Raw genomic sequence first — 24,481 nt, forward strand, 5'->3', positions numbered from 1 at the left:
GCACGTTTGCCCGTCCCGGCTCATGCCGCGGCGGCCGAGACGCCATCCCTGGCCGTCTCCGATCTCACCGTGTCCGGCGACGAGCCGCGCATCCTCGACTTGGTCCTAGCCGGCAGGCTGGGCTTCGTCGCCCCCCGTGAAATCCGACAACTGATCCTTCGGAATAAGGCTGAATTGGAGGGCTACGGGAATTTGTGGCGCCGTGCCACAAAATCGCTCGGCCGGGGACGGCCGGGGCATGAGTACCACCTCAACGAAGCCCAAGCCCTCCTCATCTGCGCCCTGGCCCGCACGTCCATGGCGGCTCGCATCCGGCGCGAGCTGATCACGGTGTTCATGGAATACCGGCGGGGCACCCTCCCGAAGCCGCAGCCGGCGCCCGAGCCCGTCGTGATCAAGCCGGACTTCTCCGAGGTGATCGCCTTGGCCCACCAGCTCGGCCACGCTCTCGAAGCCGCCGTGAAGGGCGAGCCGATCCCGCCGAAGGTCGAAGCGCGCCGGGAGGTCGCGCCGCCCGATGAGCCGATGGCGCCGACGGTCTTGGCGCGCCGTGCGGACCTTCTGAGCGGGCACGCCGCAATCGGAGCCTATCTCAGTCTGACCAAGCGGCAATCGAAGCGCCTCGCCGAAATCAAGGCGATCCCAACTTTCAAGCTGCCCGGCTCCAATATCGTTCGAGCGCAGGCGGCCCAACTCGACGCGTGGCTGGCCTCCCGCGCTCTCTCCGGGGAGGTGCGCTGATGAACGCCCCCTCCGCCTCAACGACCTCGTGCTCAGCGTCGACATCGAGCCGAGGATCCCGGACCTCACGCTGGCAGACCGGCTCGGCTTCTCGAAGCCGCACAATGTCCGCAAGCTGATTGAGCGGAACCGCAGCGAGATGGCCCTGCACGGCGCCGTCGTCGTGCGCGAGGCCAGTTTTCTCCGCGATGGAGAAAACCCCGAAGCTCGCAAGCGCGGCGGCCGGCCGGGCATCATGTACTTCCTCAACGAGGGGCAGGCGCTCGTCATCTGCGCCCTGTCCCGGACCCCGATCGCGGCGAAGGTCCGGCAGGACATCATCGCGGTCTACATGGCGCACCGGCGGGGCGAATGGTGCCCGGCCCCGACGCGCCGCGAGCGCGAGGCCCTGCATTTCCTGGCCACGAACTCGTGCGTCATCGAAGCGGGCGAGCCGGTCTATTTCGACAGCCACCAAGGCAACATCGGCCTGAACCGGAAGGTGCTCCTCTCCCACATCACCGACACCGTTCTCGACACGCTCGCCGAGTTCGAGAATGACGAGGTGATCCTCACCGACGACGAGTTGGACCAGGACGCGGGCGAGATGCTCGAGCGCGACCTCGATCTCGACGAGAGCGACACCCTCGACGAGCACGGCGAAGAGGACCGAGCCGACGCCGAGCCGGACCTCGGCTGGTGCAACAACGTCAGCCAACTCCGGCTCGGCGAGGGCCATGGCGACGGGGACAGCACCGCGCCCGAGCGGCACGGCGGTGGCTTCGTCCGCTGCGCCCGGGACGACCACGAGCCGAGCCTCGGAGCGGTTAATCCGATAACTGGCATCCTCTGCTTGGTGGCGCATACGCCGCGCGGCCCGCTCTACATCGAACCGGGCATCGACCAGACGCGCTGGGGCCGCGGCCGCACCGACGATCGCGAATTGGACGCCGATCTTCAGGAGGGCGACACCCTCGACGAACAAGGCGAGGGCGAGTTTTGACCCGCCACCTCCGCGACCTCGCGCTTCGGAAGCTCCGGCGAGCGCGCCGGCTGCACGACGCCGCTCTCGACCACTACGCCGCCGGTGACGAGATGCTCGCCGAATGCGCGCGCCTCGTGGACGAGGTGAAGGAGCTTGAGGCCGGCAGGAAGCCCCTGCCGAGGCCCGAGACGGGCGTGAAGCCTGACACGCGCCACTGAGGGCGCCCGGCCCGGCGGGAAGCCGCTCGCCGGGCCTCCTATCCATTCAGGAGAAGACCAATGATCTACGGGGAAGACCTGGATCTCGCGCTCGCGCGCGGCATGACCAGCGATATCGAAGACGCGTTCCGCGCGCTCGTCGGCTATCCGAAGGAAGACGATGTTGAGGCGAGCGCCGCGACGCTTGCCTCTCTGCGGGCGTGCTGCCACGCCCTCGAAGGCAGCGAGCGCATTATGCCCTCGGGCACGATCGACACCATCAACGACCGGACGGACGCCGAGGGCGAGAACGTGCTCCTCCATGGCTCGACCTATGGCACCGGCGCCGCGCGCGTGCTGGAGGCGATCGAGGAATTCGACGCGTTCCTGGGGCCGGTGCTGGCGGCCTTAGGCGAAGCCGCGGTGGAAGCCGAGGGAGGGCGCTGAAATGGCGAGCGTCTACAAGCGCGAATGGACCAACTCGAAAGGAGAGAAAAAATCAGCTTGGGCTGTGCGATGGCTCGAGGCCGGCAAGCACGAGTCGAAGGGCGGGTTCAACCTCAAGAAGGAGGCGGAGAAGTTTCGCCGCGAGGTGGAGACCCGACTTGCTGACGGGGAGGCTGGCAAAGCCCGCCCGGAACTAACTGTGCGCGAAGCCTGCGAAGCTTTCATTCGGCTCGGCGAAGACAAGGCTCGCGATGGTCGAATGGGCAACCACCATCTTCGGTCGATTAAATTTGCGATTGATAGAAGCATCATCCCACATCTTGGCAAGATCAAACTTTCAGAGCTGACGGTGGTTCGGCTGGAGGAGTTCTATCGAGCGATGGTGCCGGCAGATGACCTTGCTCCCTCGACTGGTAGAATGCGCATCGCAATGCTCGCATTGGTGGAAGAATTCGCTGCAAAGCGCGGCTGGGCGGCGAAATCGGTCGCGCGAGAGGCGTTGAAGGAGTTGCGAGGCATCAAGGCTGCCACCGTGCGAACATTTACGGTCGAAGATGTTCATCGGCTGATCAGGTGCGTCGACACGCCGTTCCGGTTCCAACGGGCGCCTCAGCGATTGTTTCGCCAGGCCGTGGTTTACGTCGCGACCCATTGCGGATTGCGGTACGGCGAGATCGTTGGCTTGACGGTCGACAATGTCGATTTCGAGCGTGGCGTCATAAAGGTTCGGCACAGCCTGTCCGTTTACGACGGACTGAAGGGGCCGAAGACGGCGGCAGGTATCAGGGACGTTCCGATGCCCGATCGCGTCTCCTCCATCCTGCGCCGGGTCCTGAATGAGTATCACACGCCGAACCCCCTCAATCTTCTTTTCCAGCGGGGCCCCAATGCGCCGATGGGAGGTTCGTGCTTCCACGTCAATCACTGGAAGCCCTTGCTGAAACGGGCGGGCATGTACGACCGTGAAGACCCGTTTCATTTCCATGCGCTTCGCCATTTTGCGGCGAGCTGGTGGATCCGGTGCGGGCTATCGCTGACGGAGGTCGCTTCGTTGATGGGGCACCGGAGCTTCGACACGACGCTGCAAGTTTATGCGCATCCGATCGCCGGCGGCCACGACCGAACGGAGGCCATGAACCGGATGGCGGATCGTCTTGCGCAACCGTTCCTGCCAATTTCTGTCACATACGACGGACAAGACGCGCTAGCGCCTTGAAATAATTAGTTTAAAATTTCTTCCGGAGCAATTGCTCACGCTCGACCGGGTCGAGATCCTCAAGCGGCCGAGCGTCCTGCTCAACGGGACGCCGCCGGCGGGCGCCGTCGCCGGCACGGTCAACCTCATTCGGAAGCGGCAGCGTATTTCAATCGAAGTAGAAGGCTATCCGTCTGTCGCCCACGAGGCGGATATCCATCTCCATGTCGAAGACCTCGCGCATGACGTCCATGGTCATGATCGCGGCGGGCGGGCCGCTATGGACGATCCGCCCCTCGCGCATCGCCACGATAAGATCGGCATGGCAGGCGGCAAAATTGACGTCGTGAAGGACGAGGATCACGGCCTTGCCCGACGATTCCGCCAGGCTCTTGAGCAGCTTCATCGTGATCCGGGCATGTTTCATGTCGAGGTTGTTGAGCGGCTCGTCCAGCAGGACGTAGTCGGTATCCTGGCACAGGACCATGGCGATGAAGGCGCGCTGGCGTTGCCCGCCGGACAATTCGTCGAGGAAGCGCTCCGCGAGCGGCTCGAGGTCGAGAAGCCCCAGGGCGCGTGCGACATGGGCTGCGTCCTCGGGCGTGGGCCGTCCACGCGAGAACGGGAAACGGCCGAAGGACACGAGGTCGCGCACCGTGAGGCGGGCGGAGGTGCTGTTGTCCTGCCGCAGGATGGAAAGGCGCCGGGCCAGTTCCGCACCCGGCGTGCGCGTGACGTCGAGGCCGTCCACGACGATGCTGCCACTGCCGGGCGGAACGAGCCGCCCGATCATGCCCAGCAGCGACGACTTGCCGGCCCCGTTGGGTCCGATGAGAGCCGTGATGCCGCCCCGCGGCAAGGTCAGCGTGACCCCGTCCACGACGATCGTGTCGCCGTAGCGCTTGCCGACCTCGTGGAGTTCGATCACCGCAGGAAGCCTCGCAGCAGGAGAATAATGAAGACGATCCCACCCACGAATTCGATAACGATGCTCAGCGCCGCCGCGGAGGAGAAGACCCGCTCGAGCACGACCTGACCGCCGACCAGGCAGATCACCGCGACGAGCACCGCGGCCGGCAGGATCGCGGCGTGGCGGTAGGTAGGGACGAGATGATAGGCGAGATTCGCCACCAGGAGGCCGAAGAAGGTGACGGGGCCGACCAGCGCGGTCGACACACTGACCAGCACGGCGATCAGCATCAGGATGCGCGAGACCTCCCGCCGGTGCTCCACTCCCAGCGCGATGGAGGGATCGCGCCCGAGCGCAAGGACGTTGAAGACGTGGCGCATGCGCCAGCCGAGGACCGTGACGGCGAGGATCAGGACGGCCCCGACGGCCAGAAGGCTCCGGTCGACCGTGTTGAAGCTGGCGAAGAGCTTGCCTTGCAGTGCGACGAAATCATTGGGATCGATCATGCGCTGCAACAGGCCCGAGAGGCTGCGGAAGAAGATGCCGATCACGACGCCCGCCAGCAGAAGCTGGTCCAGGCTCCGCCGCTCCTCGGCGAAGAGCGCGCGATAGAGCAGCCCCGCGAACAGCATCATGGCGGCGGTCTCGATGAGGAACATGAGCCGCTTGTCGAGCCCGCCGAAGACCGCTCCGCCGAGCAGGAAGACCGCGACGGTCTGGATCAGCACATAGAGCGAATCCAGCCCCATGACGGCGGGTGTCAGGATCCGGTTCTGCGTGACCGTCTGGAACAGCACGGTCGAGACCGCGACGGCATAGGCGACGAGGAGAAGGGTCGCGAGCTTCGTGGCGCGCAGCGGCAGCACGAAGTCCAGGCGTCCGCGCAGGTCCAGCGTCATGAAGGCGAGGATCGCCGCTCCCGCGAGACACGCGAGCAGCGCGAGCACGGCCGCCTGGCGTCGGGCGCGATCAGCCGGCACGGGCGGGGCGCCTCAGGAGCAGGTAGAGGAAGAGCCCGCTGCCCACGCAGCCCATCACCGCGCCGACGGGGATCTCGTAAGGGTAGATCAGCACGCGCCCGACGATGTCGCAGAGAAGGAGGAGCCCGCCGCCGAGAAGCGCCATATACGGAAGCGAGCGCCGCATGTTGTCGCCGAGGGCGAGGCTGACGACGTTCGGGACGATGAGCCCGAGGAACGGGACCGACCCCACCGTCGTCACGACGAGGGCCGAGACGAGCGCCACGACGACGAGGCCGAGCGCCATCACGCGGCGATGGTCGAGGCCGAGGCTGGTCGTCGCATCTGGCCCGAGCCCCGCCAGGGTGAAGCGGTCGGCGGCGAGATAGGCGGCGGTCGCCAGCCCTCCGGCCATCCACAGCAGCTCGTAGCGGCCGCGCAGGACGGTCGAGAAATCCCCCACGGCCCATGTCGAGAGCGACTGGAGCAGGTCGAACCGATAGGCCAGGAAGGTCGTCAGCGCGCTGACGACGCCGCCGAGCGTCAGCCCGACCAGGGGAACGAGCGCGGCCCGGCGGATTGCGATATGCCGCAGGAGGCCGAGGAACAGGGCGGTGCCCGCGAGCGCGAAGGCGGCCGCGACCAGCATCTTCACGACGACCGGCGCGGCCGGCACGAGGAGAATGGCGGCCAGCATTCCGAGGGCCGCCGATTCCACCGTCCCGGCGGTCGAGGGCTCGACGAAGCGGTTCCGGGACAGCATCTGCATGATCGCGCCGGCGACGGCCATGGAGGAGCCGCAGAGCAGCAGCGCCAGGGTCCTGGGCAGGCGGCTCGCCAGGAGCAGCAGCATGGCGTCGCGGTCGGCATGGGGGCCGAACAGCCGGCCGGGCGACAGATCTGCGACGCCGACGAACAGGCTTCCGAGAGCCGCGAGCAGGACCACGGCGACCGCCAGCGGTGCCATGACCGCCTGCCGCGGAGGACGTGCGAGGAGCATGAGGGTCGTCGCGCCCGGGAGCCTTCGGTCAGCGCTTGCGCGCGAAGGCTTCGGCCAAGTGGTCGACTTCCCCTTGGAGCGAGCGGATGCCGGCGCCCGCGAGATACCAGCTCGCCGCATCGAGATAGACGACTTGGCCGGCCTTCCAGGCCTTCGTCCGCGCGACCAGCTCGTTGTCGAGAAGCGCCTGGGCCGACTGCCCCTGAGCGCTTCGGCCGATCGCTGCGTCGCGATCCAGGACGAACAGCCAGTCGGGATCGACCTTCGCGATGAACTCGAAGGAGATCGGCTGGCCATGGATTCCCGGCTTGATGTCGGGGGCCGCCTGGGCGATTCCGAAGACGTCGTGGAGAATGCCGAAGCGTCCGCCGGAGCCGTAGGTGCTCAGCCGGCCGCCCGTCGCGAGGACGAACAGTCCTTTCCCGGCGCCGGCGGCCTTGGAGCGGAGCGCTGCGACGGAGGCGTCGAGCTTCGCGATCAGCGCGGCCGCGGCATCTTCCTTGCCGAAGATCCGGCCGAGGGTCGTGATGTTGCGCAGGTCCGCGCGGTAGGGATCGTGCTCGTCGCCCGAGAAATCGACGGTCGGCGCGATCCTGGACAGCTCGGCGTAGCGGGCCCGCGAGCGCCCGCCCACGATGATGAGATCCGGCTCCAGGGCGCTGACGGCCTCGTAATCCGGCTCGAACAGCGTTCCGATGCGGGCATATCCGCGTCCCTCGTAGCGGGCGAGGCGGGGCGGCATGCGGAAATCGGGCACCCCCGCGACCGAAACGCCCAGCGCGTCGAGGGTGTCCAGCGCGCTCAGGTCGAAGACGGCGATCTTCTTCGGCCGGTCCGGCAGCGTGGTCTCGCCGCTGTCGTGGCGGATTGTGACCGGCTCCGCGCGGACGGAGGCCGGAGGCGCCAGAACGGCAAGGATCAATCCGGCAAGCAGAACCGCCGCGCATGCCGGCCGCGGCATCGCATGCGCAATCTTCCAAGCCACTCACGGTCTCCCGAACAGGGCCAGCAGGCCGTCGGCGATCACGCCCCGCCAGACGTAGTAGTCGTGCCCGCTAGCATATTCCCGGTAGGAGACGCTGTACCCCTTGGCGAGGAGGACGTCACGCAGATGGCGCGACGTCTCCAGGATCCCGTCCGGATGCGACGCGCTGCTCCTTTCGAACAGCCCGGCGGACAGGAAGAACCGGATCGGGAGGCGGGCGCTTTCGGCGAAGGTCGCGGCGGTGTGGTTCGATCTCGACGGCTCGGTGCCGGCGGGATGCCACCAGAAGGAGCCGGAGAGCGCGATCGCGTTCCCGAACGCGTCCGGGCGGAGGAAGGGCACGGTCGCGGCCGCAAGTCCCCCGAAGCTGGAGCCGGCCAGGATCGTCCTGTCGGGCCGGGGAGCCAGCCCCGTTTCCGCCCGGATGCGCGGAAGAAGCTCCCCGGCGAGGAAATTCGCGAAATCCGGATTGCCGGGGAGTTCCCGGCCGCGCGTCGCCGAGTCGATGGAATCGACGAAGACCGCGACGGTGGGCGGCAGCCTTCCCTCGGCTTGCAGCGCGTCGAGGATGCGGGGGGTCGGGACGCGGGACAGATAGGTCCGCCCGTCCAGGACGACGAGCAGCAGGTTTCTCGGATCGTCGGGACGGAAATCAGGCGGCAGATAGACGGAGACGTCGCGCTCGTTGCCCAGATGCGCGCTGGCGATCCTGATCTCGCGCAAGGCTCCGCGCGCGACGCCGGGGCGAGGCGCGAGGCCGGGCTGCTCCGGGGCGCCCGGCAGGGTCAGGGTCGATTGCCGCGCGAAAGCATCCGGCGCGCCCTCGGGCCAGGGATGGCGGTTCAGGGGATCGGCCTGGCTGGTCGCGAGGATCGCGACGCGCCGCTCGCGCGCGGTGCCGGGAATCTCGGGCACGTCCGGCGCGAGCTGGTAGGACAGGCGCGTATCGGACGGCAGCTCGTAGCTGCGGAACCAGACGTCGGAGGTCCCCAGCCGTTCTAGCGGGTCATGGTCGCCGCCCGGCGCCCCGAACAGCAGCACGTTGCGCGTCGCCCCGCGCTGGAGGAAGGTCACGATGCGGGTCGAGGGCAAGGAACCAGGCTCGACGAGTGGCGTGCCCTCCCGCTCCCGCTCGGTCCAGACCGCCTCGGTCCCGCCGCCCGCGGCGAGCGAGGCGGCGAGCCGCGCCATGGCGGGGCTGAGGAACGCGCGCTCCGGCGCCGCCCGCTCTCCGGTCGCGACCCGGCGGGTGAGCGCGACCTCGACCGAGGCCGGGCCCGAGAGGGCATGAATGGCCAGGCAGGGCTTGCCCGTCTCCGCGACGAAGAGGAAATCGCTCGCCCCCGCCGTGTCGCTCGCGATGCGGCGCAGATGCCGCCCCTCGCAGGTGACGAGGTCGATGCCGGCCCGGCCGCTCCGCACCGTCACGGTGCCCCTGGCGAAATCTCCGGCTGCGACGGGGAGCGCATAGAACCGGCGCTCGCCGGCGGACAGGTCGTCCATGCGGCGCTCGCCAAGCTCGACCGCCGGCGGATCGCCGGCCGCCGCAGGCTGGAAGGCGGCCGGCATGGTCGCCAGCCACGCCGCCGCCAGACCCTTCGTCACGAGACTCACCACGTGTATCTGATCTGCCCCGTCACGACCCGGCCCATTCCATAGAAGCAGGCATAGGCGCTGTTGCAGGAGGCGACATAGCGAGTATCGCCGATATTGGTCGCGTTGACCTGGAGCTTGACCCCCTTGAGGTTCGGGAAGCGCGCGCCGAGATCGTAGCTCACCATGGCGTCGAACAGGGTCGCCTCCGGCACCTTGAAGGTGTTGATGTCGTTGCCCCAGCTCTGCCCGACATAGCGGATTCCGCCGCCGAGGCTGAGGCCGTTGAGGATCGGATCGCGGAAGTCGTATTTCGCCCACAGCGCGGCCTGGTCCCTCGGAATCCGCGGGGGCATCCTGCCGAGGATCCCCGTGTCCTCGGATTCGGTGACCTTCGACTTGATGTGGCTGTAGCTCGCGATCAGGGACAGGTTGTCCGTCAGCTCGGCCCGCGCCTCGAATTCGAAGCCCCGGTTCCGGACCTCGCCGATCTGCTTGTACGGATCGGCCCAGGAGGCGCGGGTGAGGATGTTCTGCTGCGTGAGGTCGTAATAGGCGCCCGTGAGCAGGATGCGCGTGCCGGGCGGCGCATATTTCAGGCCCGCCTCGAATTGCTGCGCCTCGGTCGGCTTGAACGGAGCCTGCCCCGCTTGCGGAACCTCCAGGACGGGCTCGAAGGAGGTGCTGTAGCTGACATAGGGCGCAAGCCCGTTCTCGAAATTGTAGATCGCACCCGCCCGCCAAGTGAGGGCGCCGCTGTCGGAATGGGTCTTCGCGTTGGCGGCCAGGAAGTCCGTGACGCTGCTCGAGGCCCAGTCCTGCCGCAGCCCGACGAGAATGTTCAGCCGGCCGATCTCGATCTGGTCCTGGGCATAGACCCCGAGCTGGTCCGCCCGCGTCGAGGTATTGGTGTTGTAGGCGACGTTGGTGTCGACGGGAAGGCCGTAGATCGGATTGGTCCAGTCGATCGTGCTCGTGCCCGCGGCATAGCCCCAGGCGTAGCGGCGCAGCGCCCATTGATAGTCGAGGCCGGCGAGAACCTTGTGGCGGATCCAGCCCGTCTCGAAATCGGCCTGGACGTGGTTGTCGATGACGAACTGGTTCAGCTTCTCGGGGCCGGCGCCGGCCTTGCGCGTGAACAGATTGGCGTCGAGGCCGCTTCCCATGCTCCATTCGACGAGCGTTCGGAAATCGGTGTCGATCACGTTGTAGCGGGCGCTCTGCCGGAACAGGAGCATGTCGTTGAAACGGTGCTCGAACTGGTATCCGACCGCCGCCTGCTTCCGGCGGTAGCGGTCATAGCCCGGCTCGCCCATGAAGAAGCGGCGCGGCACGTATCCGTAGATGGTGCGATCGATGGTTCCGCTGCGCTCCAGGAAGTTCCGGTATCCGGCATCCGGCTCGTATTGATAGAAGCCGTAGACGGTCAGTTTCGTCTGCTCGTTTGGCCGCCAGGTGAAGGACGGCGCGATGGCGAACCGCTTCTGCTCGACGTGATCCTCCTGGCCGTCGGCCTTCAGCCCCATGCCGACGATGCGATAGGCGAGATCCGGATTGACGAGCCCGGCCATGTCGAGCCCGCCCGTGATCCGCCCGTCGGACCCGAAGCCCAGGAACGCCTCGCCCTGCCGCGTGAAAGTCGGCAGCTTGCTGACCATGTTGACGATGCCGCCCGGATTGGCCTGTCCGTACAGGACGGAGGCGGGTCCGCGGATCAGCTCCACCCGCTCCAGCAGGTAGGGGTCGATCTGGCCGAAGGAATTCGAGCCGTAGACGAGGCCGTTGAGAAAGCGGGGAACGTAGCTGAACCCGCGGACGAACATCTCGTCGTGCAGGTTCGACGAGCCGCGATAGTCGGTCAGGACGCCGGGCGTATAGCGAAATGCGTCGGCGACGGACCTCGCCGCCTGGTCCTGCATCTGGTCGCTCGTCACCACGCTGATGGATTGCGGCGTCTTGATCAGAGGGGTGTCGGTCTTGGTTCCGGCGCGGCTCACCTGGGCGACGTAGCCTTTGACCGGGCTGATGCCGGTCTCGGGCGGCTGCGACGGCACCACGGACATCCGGGGCCCGGAGGAGGAGACAGGCTGGGAGACGCGCGGGCGAGCCGCCTGCCTCGCCGCGGCGCGGCGCTGCGCACGGGGAGCGAGCGCCTGCCGGGGCGACTGTTCGGCGCGAAGGGTCTTCTTGCGGGGCGCGGGCGGGTCTACCTGGACGGGGGGAAGCGCCGATTGCGCATGGCTCGGATGGGCCAGTGAGATCGCGACCAATGCGGTCGCAACCGCAGCCGTCATCGCCGGTACAGCACTCATTAGAATAGACCTAAATAGACTGTCTCGCCAGTCGAGAATATGATCAGCAAGAGACTGCTGCGAGGTACGGCCCAGACGTTGTATTGTCAAAGTCATTTATTTATCATAAGGACGCAAAAAGTTATGCGAATTAGCCAGGGCACGGCATCGCATGTTTTAGATCTTTTCTAGATTTTAGGCTCGGCTATGGAGATGACAGGTTCTCGGAGCACAGCTCGTGTGGTTGGCGCGCATGTCGGCGCCTTCGAGGGGCGGCGCGGCTGCTCCCCGTCCTACGAGACGGAGACGGTTTCACCCTACATGCAGGCCTTCGTGCTCCTGGACGGAGAGCAGAAATTCATGCTCGACGGGATGCCGTTCCACCTCGAGGCGGGTTCCGGTCGCGGCGCCGGGCCGGTCGCGGGGATGTTCTGCATCTCACATCCATGCCCGCTCACGTTCCAGACCGAGACGGATGTGCTCATGCGGAAGGTTCGGATTTCCGCGCCGCTGGACTGGTTCTCGGCTCTCGCCGGGGAAGAGGGAGCCCGCGTCCCGGAACTGGCGCGTTTCTTCTCGGGGCATCTCAGCCGTCACGTTTTCACGCCCTATCCGCGCTTGATCGAGCTGGCCGAGCAGATTCTCGATCCTCCGCCTTCCTTGTCCGGCGAGTTCCTCGCGCTTTACCGTCAGTCCAGGGGTCTCGAGATTCTGAGCCATATCTGCCGCAGCCTCGTGGACACGGAGGGCCGGGAATGCGCGGCGATCACCACGCGGGCGCTCCGTCAGAGCGAGAAGGCCCGGGAATTCATCCTGTCGCATCTCTCGGAGCCGCTCAGCATCGATCGTATCGCGCGGGAGGTCGGCGCGACCCGAAGCAGCCTCCAGCGCGGGTTCGCGAGTTCCTTTGGAATGTCCATCGCCGATTTCACCAGGCAATCGCGTCTGGAGGCCGCCAAGGATGCGATCGAGCGTCGCGGCACGTCGATCGCCCAAGCCGCCTATCTCGCCGGCTATGCCCACCATTCGAACTTCACGACGGCGTTCAAGCGCGCCTATGGCGTGCCGCCCAAGCTGAAGCGCCGATGACATGGACGGGCGCGCATGGGGCGCCGGAGGCCCGCTTCGGTTTCGACAAGGGGCTTTCGACGATGGGAGCCGTCGTCTTCGCGATGTCAGGTTGAGGTGAGGCGGGCGAAAGCCCGGCCCGGCCCTCGGACGACGGCAAACGGGCCCCGGCGCATGCTCCGCGGCGAGATGGCGATGCGCCGGATTGCTTCGGACCGTGCATGGTGTGAAGGGGCCTCCATGATCAAGGCGTTCCTCGCTTACTACCGTCCGCACAGGGGGCTGCTGGCGCTCGATTTCGGCTGCGCCGTCGCCTCTGGATTGCTCGAGCTCGGCTTCCCCCTCGCGGTGAGGGCCTATGTCGACCAGCTCCTCCCGCGGGGGGACTGGCTGTCGATCGCCCTCGCCGGCGCGGCGCTGCTGATCGTCTATCTCCTCAATGCCGGCCTCATGGCCGTCGTGACCTATTGGGGGCACGTCCTCGGCATCCACATCGAGACCGAGATGCGGCGCAAGGCGTTCGACCACCTCCAGCTTCTGTCCCACCGCTTCTACGACGGCCAGAAGACCGGCCATCTCGTGGCCCGCGTGACGAAGGATCTCGAGGAGATCGGCGAGGTGGCGCATCACGGGCCGGAGGACCTCCTGATCGCGGTCATGACCCTCGCCGGCGCCTTCGTCCTGATGGTCTTCGTTCATCCGCCGCTCGCCCTGATCTCCGGCCTCGTCTTTCCGATCGCCGCCTGGGTCGCCGCCCGCTACGGCGGGGCGATGACGCGGAACTGGCAGCAGCAATACAGCCGCGTCGGCGCCTTCAATGCGCGCCTCGAAGAGGCCATCGGCGGCATCCGGGTCGTCAAGGCCTTCGCCAACGAGGACCACGAGCGCCGCCTCTTCGCCCGGGACAACGAGCGCTACCGCGACACCAAGCTCGCCGCCTATCGGCTGATGGCCGCGGCTTTGTCGATCAACTATGTCGGCATGCGCATCGTGCAGGTGGTGGTCATGCTGGCGGGGGCTGCCTTCGTCGTGCGCGGCGAGCTCAGCCCCGGCGGCTTCGTGGGGTTCCTTCTCCTGGTCGGTGTGCTCTACCGGCCGATCGAGAAGATCGGCGCGGTCGTCGAGACCTATCCGCGCGGCATTGCCGGGTTCCGGCGCTACCAGGAGCTCCTGGCCATCCGCCCGGACCTGGCCGATCGGTCCGGTGCGGTCCCGGCTCCGCCGCTGCGCGGTACGATCCGGTTCGAGAACGTCTCGTTCGGCTACCGTCCGGGGCTGCCGGTGCTGCGGGGGATCGACCTCTCGATTCCAGCCGGGCAGACGGCCGCCTTCGTCGGCCCGTCCGGGATCGGCAAGACGACGCTCCTGTCACTCGTGCCGCGCTTCTACGATGTCGAAACGGGCCGCATCACGATCGACGGCATCGACATCCGGGACATGACCCTCGAATCTCTGCGAAGCCAGATCGGCATCGTGCAGCAGGATGTGTTTCTCTTCGCCGGCACGATCCGGGAGAACATCGCCTATGGCCGCCTCGACGCCTCCGAAGCCGAGATCGTCGAGGCGACCCGCCGCGCCCAGCTCGGCGAGGTGATTGCCGAGATGCCGGAGGGACTCGATACCGTGATTGGCGAACGCGGCGTGAAGCTGTCGGGCGGGCAGAAACAGAGGCTCGCCATCGCCCGCATCTTCCTGAAGGATCCGCCGATCCTGATCCTGGACGAGGCCACCTCGGCGCTCGACACGGAGACGGAACGGGAGATCCAGGCCTCCCTCCTCGATCTCGCGCGCGGCCGTACGACGCTCGTCATCGCGCACCGGCTGGCAACCATCCGCAAGGCCGACCGGATCGTCGTCGTCTCCAGGGACGGCATCGGCGAGCAGGGGAGCCACGAGGCGCTCCTGCGGACCGATGGCGCCTACCGCGCCCTCCTGGACGCGCAGGTCATGCCGTGATCAGCGTTCCGTCTCTTCCTTCGCTGGAGCATGATCCTTTCGAAAACCGGTATCCACTTTTTGGGATCATGCTCCAGCAAGTGCTGATCGTCACTCATCGCCAGGAGGATGTGATAGCAGACACGGCCGATCGCGGCTTTGCAGCCATGGACGACGCCAAGCGGCGCGATGTCGCGTGCAAGGGCGGCGAGCACAGCCACCGCGGGCACCGCTGAAGGCCGCCCCCCGGAGGCGGGAATGTATCGACACGTGCTTGGGTTGCTATGCTACTTGCTTGGGAACGGCGTCCACGCACTGCCTCGAGGTCTTGGCGACCCTCATGGCGGCACCCTCTGCGCTTGCGAGGCGGGCCGCGACGCTGGCAGCCATGATCGCATTGGGCCTCTCATTGGCGGCCAGCGGACATGCAAGCGCGGCCGTCGGCGCTCTCGTGCTGTTGGGGCTCGCCCTCGCCGCCGTCCAGGTTCAGCATCCATCGGCGCTAGCGACGAGCGCCTATGGACGGATCCTCGTTGCCAAGCTCGTCCTGGTCATCATGTTACTCACCCTGGCGGCCTGGAACCGCCGCTATGCCACGCCCGCGGTGCTCGCCGGTCCGGATCGCGATCAAGAACAGATCGGCGGGCTTGGAGGAAATCTCGCGCCCCATGGTGAAGTCCGACGAGGCCGTCTGGCGCGTGGAGCAATTCCCGGTCCCGCGGCAAGGCCACTGGAATATTCGGCTGGATATCTTGATCAACGATTTTCAGAAGATCATTCTCCAAGGCAAGATAGACGCTCCCGACAGCAAGGTCGGAAGCGAAGACGAGAGCACCGCTGGAAAAATATCGGACCAGCCTGACTGAAGAGGTAGCCTCGGGCAGGTCCTGTGTTAATGTTTCGATTGCGGAGCAACCTCGCGGCGGAGGAATAGGGCGGAAACCACGACGGTCGCGTTGTGGAGGAGTTTACGCGGTTGGATATCAACTGGACCTCTGCCTCAGAGTTCGAACCGTCCAGGCGCGTCCACGGTTACGTCGCAACAGATTTCGGCATCGATACCCGCGGGGTCGCTCGCATCCGCCTCTTCATGCGGGCGCCGCTCCGTGTCATGCACGCCCAGGAGCCCGAGCCGAGGGGAAGCGATTTGCAGCGTGTGACCGTCACCCTGGACGGGGAGCTTCTCGCCGCCCTCGACGCGCTGGCCCGATCGCGGGGCTACGGGAGCCGGTCGGAAGCGCTGCGGGACATCGTCCGCGACAGCCTGAACCGCCAGGGCGCCGAGACGACGTCCCGGCCGAGCTACGGCGCGCTCAGCTACGTCTACGATCACGAGACGCGCGACCTCGCACGGCGCCTGATCCAAACGCAGCATGATCATCATGATCTGACGATCGCCTCGCTTCACGTGCATCTCGATCATGCCCGATGCCTCGAAATGGCCGTGCTGCGAGGCCCCTCGGGCGACCTGCGGAGCCTCGCCGATGAGATGACGAACCAGCGCGGCGTGCGCTTCGGCCACCTCCATCTCATTCCTGACGAAAGGGAAAGGCCGCATAACCATCAGGACGAGCCCGATCGCTCATAATTTGAGCGGGTAGGCGCTTTTATAATATTGCTCATACTCCGAGCGTGGCCTCACATCACCGCGTCGGAGGGGGATGGATGGCCCGGGCTGTTCCGCGTCGAAGGATACGCTGGGCGCTTTCCCTTTCGGCGCTCGCCGTGGCGGAGCCAGCAGCCGCGCAATCCGTCCTGCCGCCGATCACCGTCGAGCCCGTACCGCAGCGCGCCCGCAATATCATCCCGGCCCCCGCGCCGACATCCCGGCCGGCGACCCGCAGGGCAGCACGTCCCGTCGCGACCAAGCCTTCCGTCCGCTCCCGCACGGCGGCAGCCTCGCGCGTTCGATCGGGACCGGCTGCACCTGTGACGTCCACTTTCAGCGCGGGCGCCGCCACGCCGCCGCAGCCGGGACGGGGCGACCTCTCGCCCGCTGTCTCGGCGCTGCCCGCGAACACGACGACGCTCGACGCCGTAACCATCGCCAAGCTGCCGATCTTCTCCTACGGCGATATCTTCCGGCCGCTGACCGGCTTCGACGTCTCCAATTACGGCCAGGGCGGCATCGGCAACGGCATCGCGCTGCGCGGCTTCACCGATGCCGAGCACGGCCGCGACATCGCCTATTTCATCGACGGCGTGCCGGTGAACGAGGTGTCGTCCATCCACACCCCGAACTATGCGGATCTCAACCCCCTCATTCCGGAGACCGTTGAGAAGGTCGAGGTGATCCGGGGCCCCTTCTCCGTCGAATACGGCGACAGCAATCTCGGCGGCGCGGTGGTCGTGACGACCAAGCGCTCGGAGCCCTATGGCAGCGTCAGCCTCTCCGGCGGGAACTTCGACACCATCCGGGGCCTCGGCACCTATAGCCGCACGGATGGCGACGCCCTGCCGTTCCTCGCCTTCGAGGGCTTCGGGACCAGGGATGACCGGCAGAACAGCGACGTTCGGCGCCTGAATGCCTTCAACAAGGTGAGCTTTCCGCTGGAGGGCGGGGCCGTTCTCTCCGTCCGGGCGCAAGTCTACGAAAACGTCTTCAATGCGCCCGGCTATGCGAGCCGCGACCTGATCGAGGCCGGCCTGCGTTCGGAGAGAGCACCGGCGAATTTCACCGACGGCGGCTCGAAACGGCTCCAGAACGTCGTCGCGAACTATCAGGCCGGCACGCCGGACGACGAGTTCTCCGCCACCCTCTATGCCGGCCACAGCGAATCGCGCCGCTATGCCGATTACGGCGGCGGCCAGAGCGGCCAGGAGGAGGACCGATCGACCTTCGGCGGGCGCGTCCGGAAGGTCTGGACCACATCCCTCGCCGGCCTCCCGACACAGGTCCTCGTCGGAGGCAACTGGCGCTCCGACATCATCGACGTCGATGCCGGGCCTTCGATCTCGCGCGTCCTCTCGGGATACACGACGCGCCTCGGCGTGACCGAGCATGACCTCGCCGGCTTCGCCCAGGTTCAGGTCAAGCCAACAGAATGGCTGAAGCTGACGGGCGGCGCCCGCTTCGATCAGTTCTTCTACGACGTCTCCAATCTTCTCGATCCCGCGCTCTCGCCGCATGTCAGCCCGCACGCGACCTCACCCAAGGCAGGCGTCGCGGTCACGCCGTTCCGGTGGCTCGAGGTCTATGCCAATTACGGGCAGGGCTTCCGCAGCCCCAACGCCGCCAACGAGCTGCTCGCCAATCCTGCGCTCAACCCGCTGAAGCTCGAGAGCAAGGAGGTCGGGGCCCAGATGCGCTTCGAGCGCTTCTCCTTCCTCGTCGACGCCTACACGACCGATATCAACAACGAAGCCTATCAAGCTGCGCCCGGCCTGCCGGTGCAGAATCTCGGCCGCTCGCGCCGCGAGGGCATGGATTTCGAGGCGAAGCTCCACGCGATCAAGTCGGAAGATGGCCGCGTGTCGCTCTTCGCCAATTACGGCTTCGTCGATGCGCGGCTCCTGGCCGCCGCGCCCTCGCGCCATGTGCCGAGCGTGCCGGAATCGGTCGCCAATGTCGGCGCGGAGTTCGACATCGCGACCCTGCCCGGCCAGCGGCTCTCCGGCACCGCCTATGTCTCCTTCATCGGTCGCAAGTTCCTCGCCGAGGACGCCTCGATCCGCACGCGGCCCTTCCAGCGCGTCACCGCGCGCCTCGCCTATGCCTGGGACAACGGTCTTTCGGCCTTCGGCCAGGCGACCTGGTATCCCGGCAGTCGGCTGAGCGAGGCCGCCTTCAATTTCGGGCCGAATGTCGGCGCGACCTCCGCCGACGTGTTCGTCTCACCCATGCCCCGGCTCACCGTGCTCGCGGGCTTGCGCTATGGTTTCTCCACCGGAGCACAATGACATGCGCCGATCTCTCATCGCACTCGCCGCCATGGGGCTCGCTCCGCGGGTCGATTCCAGCAAACCCGTACCCTTTGTCGAGGATGCGGATTGAGCTGGAGCGGATATGAACGATGAGAGCCCTCACCTGACCGCCCGCGCCGCAGCGTTGCTTGCCGAAACGGACGAACGACGAATTCGCGCAATACGGTCGCACCGCTAAGAACTTCGATCCTCGCGTGTATAGTCCGCGGCGCTCGGGCGAGGAGTAAAATATTTCACTCCGATGTCAGGCTGAAACGAGCCAGAAATATATCGTCACATTTATATGGAACAATGAAATCATGAATGTCGTCATGCATCGTGGTTCCGCCACCAGGTTGCGTGTAGTTGGGCTTGCGTGTATCCGTCGATCACTGTGGCGAAGGACGGGCTACGATGAGGCGCCCGACATCGGGAGAACTGGGCGCGGCACGGCCGTTGTCCGCGGAGACCGGAAGAGGGGGCGGCGTTTCCGAGCAGCGCGCGCTTCGCCTTCAGCTCGGCATCTGCGGAAACTCCGCCGAACTTGGGGAATGCTTTCGTCTCGCCTGTCGCTTCGCGCGCTCGGAGGCGCCTGTGCTTCTGCGCGGCGAGACAGGCGTCGGCAAGGAGCTGTTCGCGCGCGCCATTCACTACATGAGCCCGCGGCGGCCGCGCCCCTTCGTGCCGGTCAATTGCGGGGCGATCCCGGAGACCCTGTTCGAATCGGAACTCTTCGGCGCGGCAAAGGGCGCCTATACGGGCGCGGCGGTGGACCGGGAGGGACTGGTCGAGATCGCCCATGGCGGCACCCTGTTCCTCGACGAGGTGGATTCCCTCCCGGCGCGCGCCCAGGTGGCCCTGCTGCGCTTCCTCCAGGAACGTGAATATCGTCGCGTCGGCAGCGGGGCGCTGCGCAGGTCGGACGTGCGCATGGTCGCGGCCACCAATGCAAGCATCGAGGACTGCGTCGAGGCCGCGCAATTCCGCCTGGACCTCCTGTTCCGTCTCGATGTCTGCAGCCTCCAGATTCCGTCTCTCACCGAGAGGCGGTCGGATATCGGGCCGCTCGTGGCGCATTTCCTGGAGCGTTTCGCGGCGCTCTACCAGCGGCCTGTCCCCGCCGTGGCGCCGGAGGCGCTGGCCTGGCTCGCCAGCCGGGACTGGCCCGGCAATCTGCGCCAGCTCGAAAACGTCACCCACCGCGCCATCGTGGCCCTGACGGGCGACGTCATCGATCTTGCCCTCCTGAGCCGCGTCTGGCCGACCGCGAAACGGGGATGCGCGGCCCGGCCGGACGCGGACGCCCTCGCCGAGGGTCCGCTGATCGCCGCGCGCAAGCGCGCCGCCTTCGCCTTCGAGGACCAGTATCTTCATCAGTTGATGGAGGCGGTCGGCGGCAACGTGAGCGAAGCCGCCCGGCGCGCCGGCACGGAACGGCGCGCCATGGGCCGCCTCCTCAAGCGCCACGGCATCTCGCGCCTGCGCGGCTGAGGGATGTCATCTGTGGCTCCTCCGGCGAGCCTCCTCCACACGCGCTTCCTCTTCGGCCGCGGCGTCGATCAGGCTCTGGTCCGTCATCTCGATCCGCGCAGGCTGCGCCGGTGAGGACGGGGCTTCGATCCGGATGCGCTGGCCGGGCGGGGAAGGCGTCTCGATCCGGGCGGGTTGACCCGTTGGAGGAGGAGTTTGGATCCGGGTGCGTTGGCCGGGGTTGGAAGGTGTCTCGATCCGGGCGGGCTGGCCCGGCGGAGGCGGAGCTTCGATGCGGATGCGCTGGCCGGGCGTGGAAGGCGTCTCGATCCGGGCGGGCGCGGCCGGGGGCACGGCCGTGCCGATCTCGCCGAGATCCACATGCTTCAGCTCCCCGAGCAACTCCTCAGCGTCGCCGACATAGTGCATTTCCGATGCACTGACGCGGAAGCCCGTCAGCCGATGCAGTTCCTGTGCGTATTCGATGGTTCCGGCAAGATGAGCCTTGTCGCCCTTCGGCGTCAGGTCGATCAGCTCGACATGCTGCTTCGCGAAGTCGATTTCCGCGATGTCGAACCGCATCGCGCCGCCTTTGAGCCGGCCTTGCGTGATGAGGAGGCGGCCGCCCTTCTTCCGCGCCGCGGCGATGAGCTTCTCGTCGACCATCGCATAGTGGAGCACCTGGGCCCGCCCGCCCTTCGCGATCTCCCGCGTCAGGTCTTCGACGATATAGCCATAGCGCTTGCCCAGGCTCGTCCGGTCCATTCCCGGAAGATCCGTCCACTTCTTGACGCCTTCGGCTCTCGCAAGCCGCTTGGCCGCACGCTTGGACAGCCAGATCGTATATCCCGGAACCTCCATGAGGTCCTTGCGCAACTGCGAGATCGCCGCCGCCTTTTCCGACGGATCGACGATCGCCTCGATGCGACGCGCCTCCTTGTCGAATTCGGGCATGACTTCGAGCTGGCGGGCAAAATCCTCCCGCAGGTTGTTGAGCTGCTTGTTGAGCTGCTCGATCTTCCGCGCGCCCGCCGGCCCGATCTCGACCGTGATCCGCGCCTTCTGCGCCGCCTGGAGGTCCTTCGACAGGGATTCGATTTCGGCCTTCAGGGCGGGCGTCTTGCCGCCGCGCAGGCGCACGTTGTCTTCCGCGGCGCGCAGCCGCTTCCCGAGTTCCTTGTCGGCCGCGATCTCCGGCGCGAAGCGCTCGCGGAGCCAGGAGCATTCCGTGCAGATGACGATGTGGCCCGAGGAGGTGACCTTGACCTCGTGCCCCCCGATCTCGGCGACGGTCTCGGCCGTTTTCGCCTCCTTTGCGATCCCTTGGACGGCGCGCGCCGTCGTCTCGGCCTCGGCCTTGCCGAGGGCGCCGAGCTCGCGCGCCTCGGGCGCCGTCTTCCTGAGCCGTCCGAGCGACTCGCGCAGCCGGGCCGCGAGCGTCGCCTTCTCTCCGCCTTCGAGCCCGTCGATCGATTTCATGAGCCGCTCGTCGGCGGCGGCGATCTCGGTTCCCTCCTTGGCGGCGAGGGCCAGGCGCGCCTCGCCCTTGAGGGCGCGGAAGGCCTTGAGCGCCTGCGCCCCGTCCAGGAAGACGAAGGCGATATCGAGCGCGAGCCAGAACAGCGACGGCTCCTCGCTGGAGATGGCATAGGCCTTCTTGTCGAGATCGGTCTGCGTCAGGGCCATCTGCAACTGGTAGTTCTGGATGCTCTGCATCGCCTGATAGGCGGTGAGGGCGAAGCTCGCCGCGGCGGCGCCGGCGGCGAGGCTCGTGCCGCCCGTGGGGATGGCGAGCGCCAGGGTCACGATGACGAGGAACAGGCTCTTGATCTGCTCGTCGAGGGCGAGATTGGCGAGGTGCTCCTCGATGAGCGTATCGCCCATGACCGTCTCGCTCGTATGCGCGACCGCGCGGGTCAGCGCGAGGATGGACGGAATGCTCCAGACCTTGCCGGGATGGTCCCGCGTCTTGTCGCGGACCGTGTCGATGCTCTCCTGCCGGGAATCGAGGACATGGCCGATGAAATGGGCCGCGCCCGAGGGTCCGGTCTCGTAGCCGGGAGGGACCGTCTTGAGGTCTCCCCGGGCGATGGAGCGCAGCACCAGCGGGGTCGTCGCCTTGTATTTTTCGTAGTCGTCGAGGATCGCCCCGAGCGCGGGATAGCGCTGCGCGGCGCCCGTGCGGGCATGGCCGTATTCCGTCTCCAATTGCTGGCGCTTCTGCTCGAGTTCGGCGCGCCGCGCGTTGGTGCGTTCTCCGTCGCCGGTCAGGGCCGCCTGCTGGCGCTGGACATCGGTGATCTGGGCTCGCATCGCGGCGAGGTCCTTCGCGGCCGCGGCGAGGCCCTGGAAGGCGACCGTCGGATCGGCCTCGTAGACCGTGCGGCCGGCCTTCCGGTCGAAGACCTTGCGGATGCCGTATTTCTCGCGCTCGACATTGATGCGCTGCTCGCTCTCGGCGAGGACCAGCATCAGCGTGTCGTTCATCTCCTTCTGGAAATCGGCGAGGAACTTGACGGCTTCGGCCCGCACCACGGGATAGAGCGCCTGGGCGAGCGGGATGGCGACCGGAGCGATCTTGTCGCGCCTCGCATTGTTGTCCATCTCCCATTTCGCATCGAGCGGCGTGTGGACCCGCAGGCCGCCGAAGGCGCGGGCATGTGCCGAGAATGGAAGATCGACCTCGAAGCCGCGGCCATTGAGGGCGTCGAACCAGAAGTCGCCGCCCTTGATGCCGCCGCGCTTGATGAGAAGCCTCAGCTCGGTGAGCATGAAGGCGGCGTCGGCGGACATCATCACGTTGCGGAAATAATACCAGTCGGAGTTGGGCCGCCGGACGGCCGGTCCGGCCTCCGGCTGAGGGGGCCCCGCGGGCTGCGCGGCGGGATCGGGCGCCGGCTGGCGTCGCACCCCGCCATGGCCGAGCGCGACATGGGCGAGTTCGTGGGCGATCAGATGCCGGCCCTCGCGGGTGGCAGGCTGGAACTGGCCGGGAGCGAAGGCGACGCTGCTGCCGAGGGCGAAAGCGCGGGCGCCGATGGCCTGCGCCATCCGGCCGGCGCTCTCGCCGGTCTGAAGGCGGACGGTCTCGACGGCCCGGCCGAACCGGGGCTCGAAGAGACCCTTCAGACGGGGAGGCAGGGGCTCGCCGCCGCCGAGCGCCCTCGCGCCGGCCTCGACGGCAGGCGAAGCGGTGGCGGCCGGACGAAGGGCGGAAGTGTCCGCCTTCATGTGGAGCGTATCCTCGCAGGCGCCGCCCCCGGCGCAGGAGGCGCAGCACGGCTCGCCCGCGGCTCCGTCGGCGAGACGGTCGGCGGCCTTCTCCTCCGGATCTCCGCTGCCGCCGATCACCAGCTTCGGCCGCAGGATGCCGCTGCGGAAGAGGCGGATGGCGATGTCGGCCTCGGGATGCATATCGGGTTCGCGGCTGCGCGCCGCCGGGTTCGGACGCGCCGCCGCGGGGGCCGCATGGTCCGGGGGGGCGGCGGCCCTGCTCATGCGACCTCCAGCGCCCGCAGCTCGGCATTCGAGGTCATCCGACCCTGGCGGCGGGTCTCGCGCAGGCCGCTCGCGACGAGATGGGCCATGCGCACGATCCCACTCTCCCCGGCCGCGAGATAAGCCGCCTCGAGCGCCGCCTTGCGGATATCGCCGCCGGTCAGCTCGAAAGCCTGTCCCAGGGCGTCGCAATCGACGTCGTCGGCGACCGGCACGGGCGGCGCCAGCATGCGGCGCCAGAGGCGCGCGCGTCCCGCCGCGTTCGGGCGCGGGAACTCGATCACGTAGGTCAGGCGGCGGGCGAAAGCCTGATCGATGTTCTTGGCGAGGTTGGTGGCGAGGATGACCGGCCCGTCATGCTCCTCGATCCGCTGGAGGAGATAGGCCGTCTCGATATTGGCGTAGCGGTCATGCGCATCCTTGACCTCCGAGCGCTTGCCGAAGATCGCATCGGCCTCGTCGAACATCAGGACGGCGCTCGTGCTGCGCGCGGCGCGGAAGATGGCCTCGAGGTTCTTCTCGGTCTCGCCGATATATTTCGAGACGATCGAGGACAGGTTGATGTGATAGAGGTCGAGCCCCGCCTCGGCTGCCGCGACGCTCGCCGTCATGGTCTTTCCTGTCCCGGAGGGCCCCTGGAACAGGATGGCGAGGCCGCCTGCGCTGCGGCCGTCGGCGCGAAGTCCCCATTCGCTGTGGACGAGGTCCATATGCTGGACGGCGTTGATGACCGCGCCGATGCGCTCCAGCGTGTCGTCCGGCAGGATCAGGTCGGCGAGCGAGTGGACCGCCGGCACGCGCCGAGCCAGCCGGGCCAGCTCGTGTCCCGAGAGGTCGCGCGCCGCCGCGAAGAGATGGGCCTTCGCCGATTCCGTCCCGCCGGGCTCGCGCGATGCGAGCAGGCGCGCTGCCGCCGCCGCTTCCGCGATGCGCGCCGGGCCGAGGCGGAAACGGGCCGCGAGGTCCGAAGCCGTCCGCGACTCGGCGGAAAGGCCCTCGGAGGCCATGGCGCGCCGCCACAGCCGCTCCCGCTCGCTCGGCAGGGCCTCGCCGAACGGCACCTTCACGGCGCTGCCATGCCCGACCACCTGCCACAGCAGCGATTGCGGCTCGCACAGCACGAAGAGCGGGACGGGGGATCGCACCAGAGGACGGGAGACTCCGCGCTTAACGGCACGCGCCTGCGCCCCTTGGGGCTCCTCACCCGCCACGGCGACGACGGCGTCGTGAAGGGTGGCGAGGAGGGTGACTTCGCCCAGGAGGTCGCAGAGGCCGGGGTCGCGGAAATCGAGCCGGGCGTAGAGGAGAGGCCGGCGCTCCTCGAA

The 24,481-nt window shown here is 67.3% G+C and carries 19 protein-coding genes and 1 pseudogene; 12 read left to right on the forward strand and 8 right to left on the reverse strand.

Features of this window, described 5'->3' with window-relative positions:
• From PKD06_RS12085 to PKD06_RS12105, 5 genes and pseudogenes are all read left to right on the forward strand, one after another.
• Positions 1-741: pseudogene (locus tag PKD06_RS12085) on the forward strand (hypothetical protein); the annotation flags it as partial.
• A 28-nt stretch (positions 742-769) separates the two neighbouring features.
• Complete coding sequence (locus tag PKD06_RS12090; protein ID WP_324380437.1) at positions 770-1,723, forward strand: hypothetical protein; 954 nt, start codon at positions 770-772, stop codon at positions 1,721-1,723.
• Complete coding sequence (locus PKD06_RS12095; protein WP_324380438.1) at positions 1,720-1,923, forward strand: hypothetical protein; 204 nt, start codon at positions 1,720-1,722, stop codon at positions 1,921-1,923. Before PKD06_RS12090 ends, PKD06_RS12095 begins: the two co-directional genes overlap by 4 nt.
• A 60-nt stretch (positions 1,924-1,983) precedes the next feature.
• Entirely contained in the window at positions 1,984-2,349 is a 366-nt protein-coding gene (locus PKD06_RS12100; RefSeq protein WP_324380439.1) for a hypothetical protein, read from the forward strand.
• A gap of 1 nt (position 2,350) precedes the next feature.
• Complete coding sequence (locus PKD06_RS12105; protein WP_324380440.1) at positions 2,351-3,565, forward strand: tyrosine-type recombinase/integrase; 1,215 nt, start codon at positions 2,351-2,353, stop codon at positions 3,563-3,565.
• A 148-nt stretch (positions 3,566-3,713) separates the two neighbouring features.
• Here the strand turns inward: PKD06_RS12105 and PKD06_RS12110 are convergent, their stop codons facing one another.
• From PKD06_RS12110 to PKD06_RS12135, 6 genes are all read right to left on the reverse strand, one after another.
• Positions 3,714-4,472 (reverse strand): ATP-binding cassette domain-containing protein, encoded by a 759-nt coding sequence (locus PKD06_RS12110; protein ID WP_324380441.1) that lies wholly within the window; start codon positions 4,470-4,472, stop codon positions 3,714-3,716.
• On the reverse strand, positions 4,469-5,434 hold the full coding sequence (locus PKD06_RS12115; protein WP_324380442.1) for an iron chelate uptake ABC transporter family permease subunit: 966 nt from the start codon (positions 5,432-5,434) through the stop codon (positions 4,469-4,471). The genes PKD06_RS12110 and PKD06_RS12115 overlap by 4 nt, the downstream gene beginning before the upstream one ends.
• Positions 5,424-6,380 (reverse strand): iron chelate uptake ABC transporter family permease subunit, encoded by a 957-nt coding sequence (locus tag PKD06_RS12120; protein WP_324380443.1) that lies wholly within the window; start codon positions 6,378-6,380, stop codon positions 5,424-5,426. The genes PKD06_RS12115 and PKD06_RS12120 overlap by 11 nt, the downstream gene beginning before the upstream one ends.
• Positions 6,381-6,441: 61 nt before the next feature.
• Positions 6,442-7,398 carry a siderophore ABC transporter substrate-binding protein gene (locus tag PKD06_RS12125; protein WP_324380444.1) on the reverse strand — a complete coding sequence of 319 codons (957 nt, stop codon included), beginning with the start codon at positions 7,396-7,398 and terminating at the stop codon, positions 6,442-6,444.
• Entirely contained in the window at positions 7,399-9,003 is a 1,605-nt protein-coding gene (locus PKD06_RS12130) for an alpha/beta hydrolase-fold protein (RefSeq protein WP_324380445.1), read from the reverse strand.
• 5 nt (positions 9,004-9,008) lie between these two features.
• Entirely contained in the window at positions 9,009-11,285 is a 2,277-nt protein-coding gene (locus tag PKD06_RS12135) for a TonB-dependent siderophore receptor (RefSeq protein ID WP_324380446.1), read from the reverse strand.
• 237 nt (positions 11,286-11,522) lie between these two features.
• On the opposite strand from PKD06_RS12135, the gene PKD06_RS12140 reads away from it, so the two are divergent.
• The 7 genes from PKD06_RS12140 to PKD06_RS12170 all read left to right on the forward strand — a co-directional run bounded on the left by PKD06_RS12140 (position 11,523) and on the right by PKD06_RS12170 (position 19,679).
• A complete protein-coding gene (locus PKD06_RS12140) occupies positions 11,523-12,371 on the forward strand; it encodes an AraC family transcriptional regulator (RefSeq protein ID WP_324380447.1) in 849 nt (282 codons plus the stop codon).
• A 219-nt stretch (positions 12,372-12,590) separates the two neighbouring features.
• A complete protein-coding gene (locus PKD06_RS12145) occupies positions 12,591-14,306 on the forward strand; it encodes an ABC transporter ATP-binding protein (protein ID WP_324380448.1) in 1,716 nt (571 codons plus the stop codon).
• The gene (locus PKD06_RS12150; protein WP_324380449.1) at positions 14,303-14,521 is read left to right on the forward strand and encodes a KGG domain-containing protein; all 219 of its coding nucleotides are present in this window, start codon (positions 14,303-14,305) and stop codon (positions 14,519-14,521) included. Before PKD06_RS12145 ends, PKD06_RS12150 begins: the two co-directional genes overlap by 4 nt.
• A gap of 432 nt (positions 14,522-14,953) precedes the next feature.
• The gene (locus PKD06_RS12155) at positions 14,954-15,151 is read left to right on the forward strand and encodes a hypothetical protein (RefSeq protein ID WP_324380450.1); all 198 of its coding nucleotides are present in this window, start codon (positions 14,954-14,956) and stop codon (positions 15,149-15,151) included.
• A gap of 281 nt (positions 15,152-15,432) precedes the next feature.
• Positions 15,433-15,873: a nickel-responsive transcriptional regulator NikR gene (gene nikR, locus PKD06_RS12160; protein WP_324380451.1), complete on the forward strand. Its 441-nt coding sequence runs from the start codon at positions 15,433-15,435 to the stop codon at positions 15,871-15,873.
• A gap of 341 nt (positions 15,874-16,214) precedes the next feature.
• Positions 16,215-18,185 carry a TonB-dependent receptor gene (locus tag PKD06_RS12165; protein ID WP_324380452.1) on the forward strand — a complete coding sequence of 657 codons (1,971 nt, stop codon included), beginning with the start codon at positions 16,215-16,217 and terminating at the stop codon, positions 18,183-18,185.
• Positions 18,186-18,602: 417 nt separating this feature from the next.
• Positions 18,603-19,679 (forward strand): sigma 54-interacting transcriptional regulator, encoded by a 1,077-nt coding sequence (locus PKD06_RS12170; protein ID WP_324380453.1) that lies wholly within the window; start codon positions 18,603-18,605, stop codon positions 19,677-19,679.
• A 6-nt stretch (positions 19,680-19,685) separates the two neighbouring features.
• Here PKD06_RS12170 and PKD06_RS12175 read toward each other — a convergent pair whose 3' ends face one another.
• Together PKD06_RS12175 and PKD06_RS12180 are read right to left on the reverse strand one after the other, a co-directional pair.
• On the reverse strand, positions 19,686-23,156 hold the full coding sequence (locus tag PKD06_RS12175; RefSeq protein WP_324380454.1) for a DUF4157 domain-containing protein: 3,471 nt from the start codon (positions 23,154-23,156) through the stop codon (positions 19,686-19,688).
• The coding region (locus PKD06_RS12180; protein ID WP_324380455.1) for an ATP-binding protein at positions 23,153-24,481 on the reverse strand (1,329 nt) is incomplete at its 5' end. The genes PKD06_RS12180 and PKD06_RS12175, both read right to left, overlap by 4 nt.

Origin of the sequence: Enterovirga sp. (assembly GCF_035325185.1) — a bacterium.
GTDB lineage: Bacteria > Pseudomonadota > Alphaproteobacteria > Rhizobiales > Beijerinckiaceae > Enterovirga.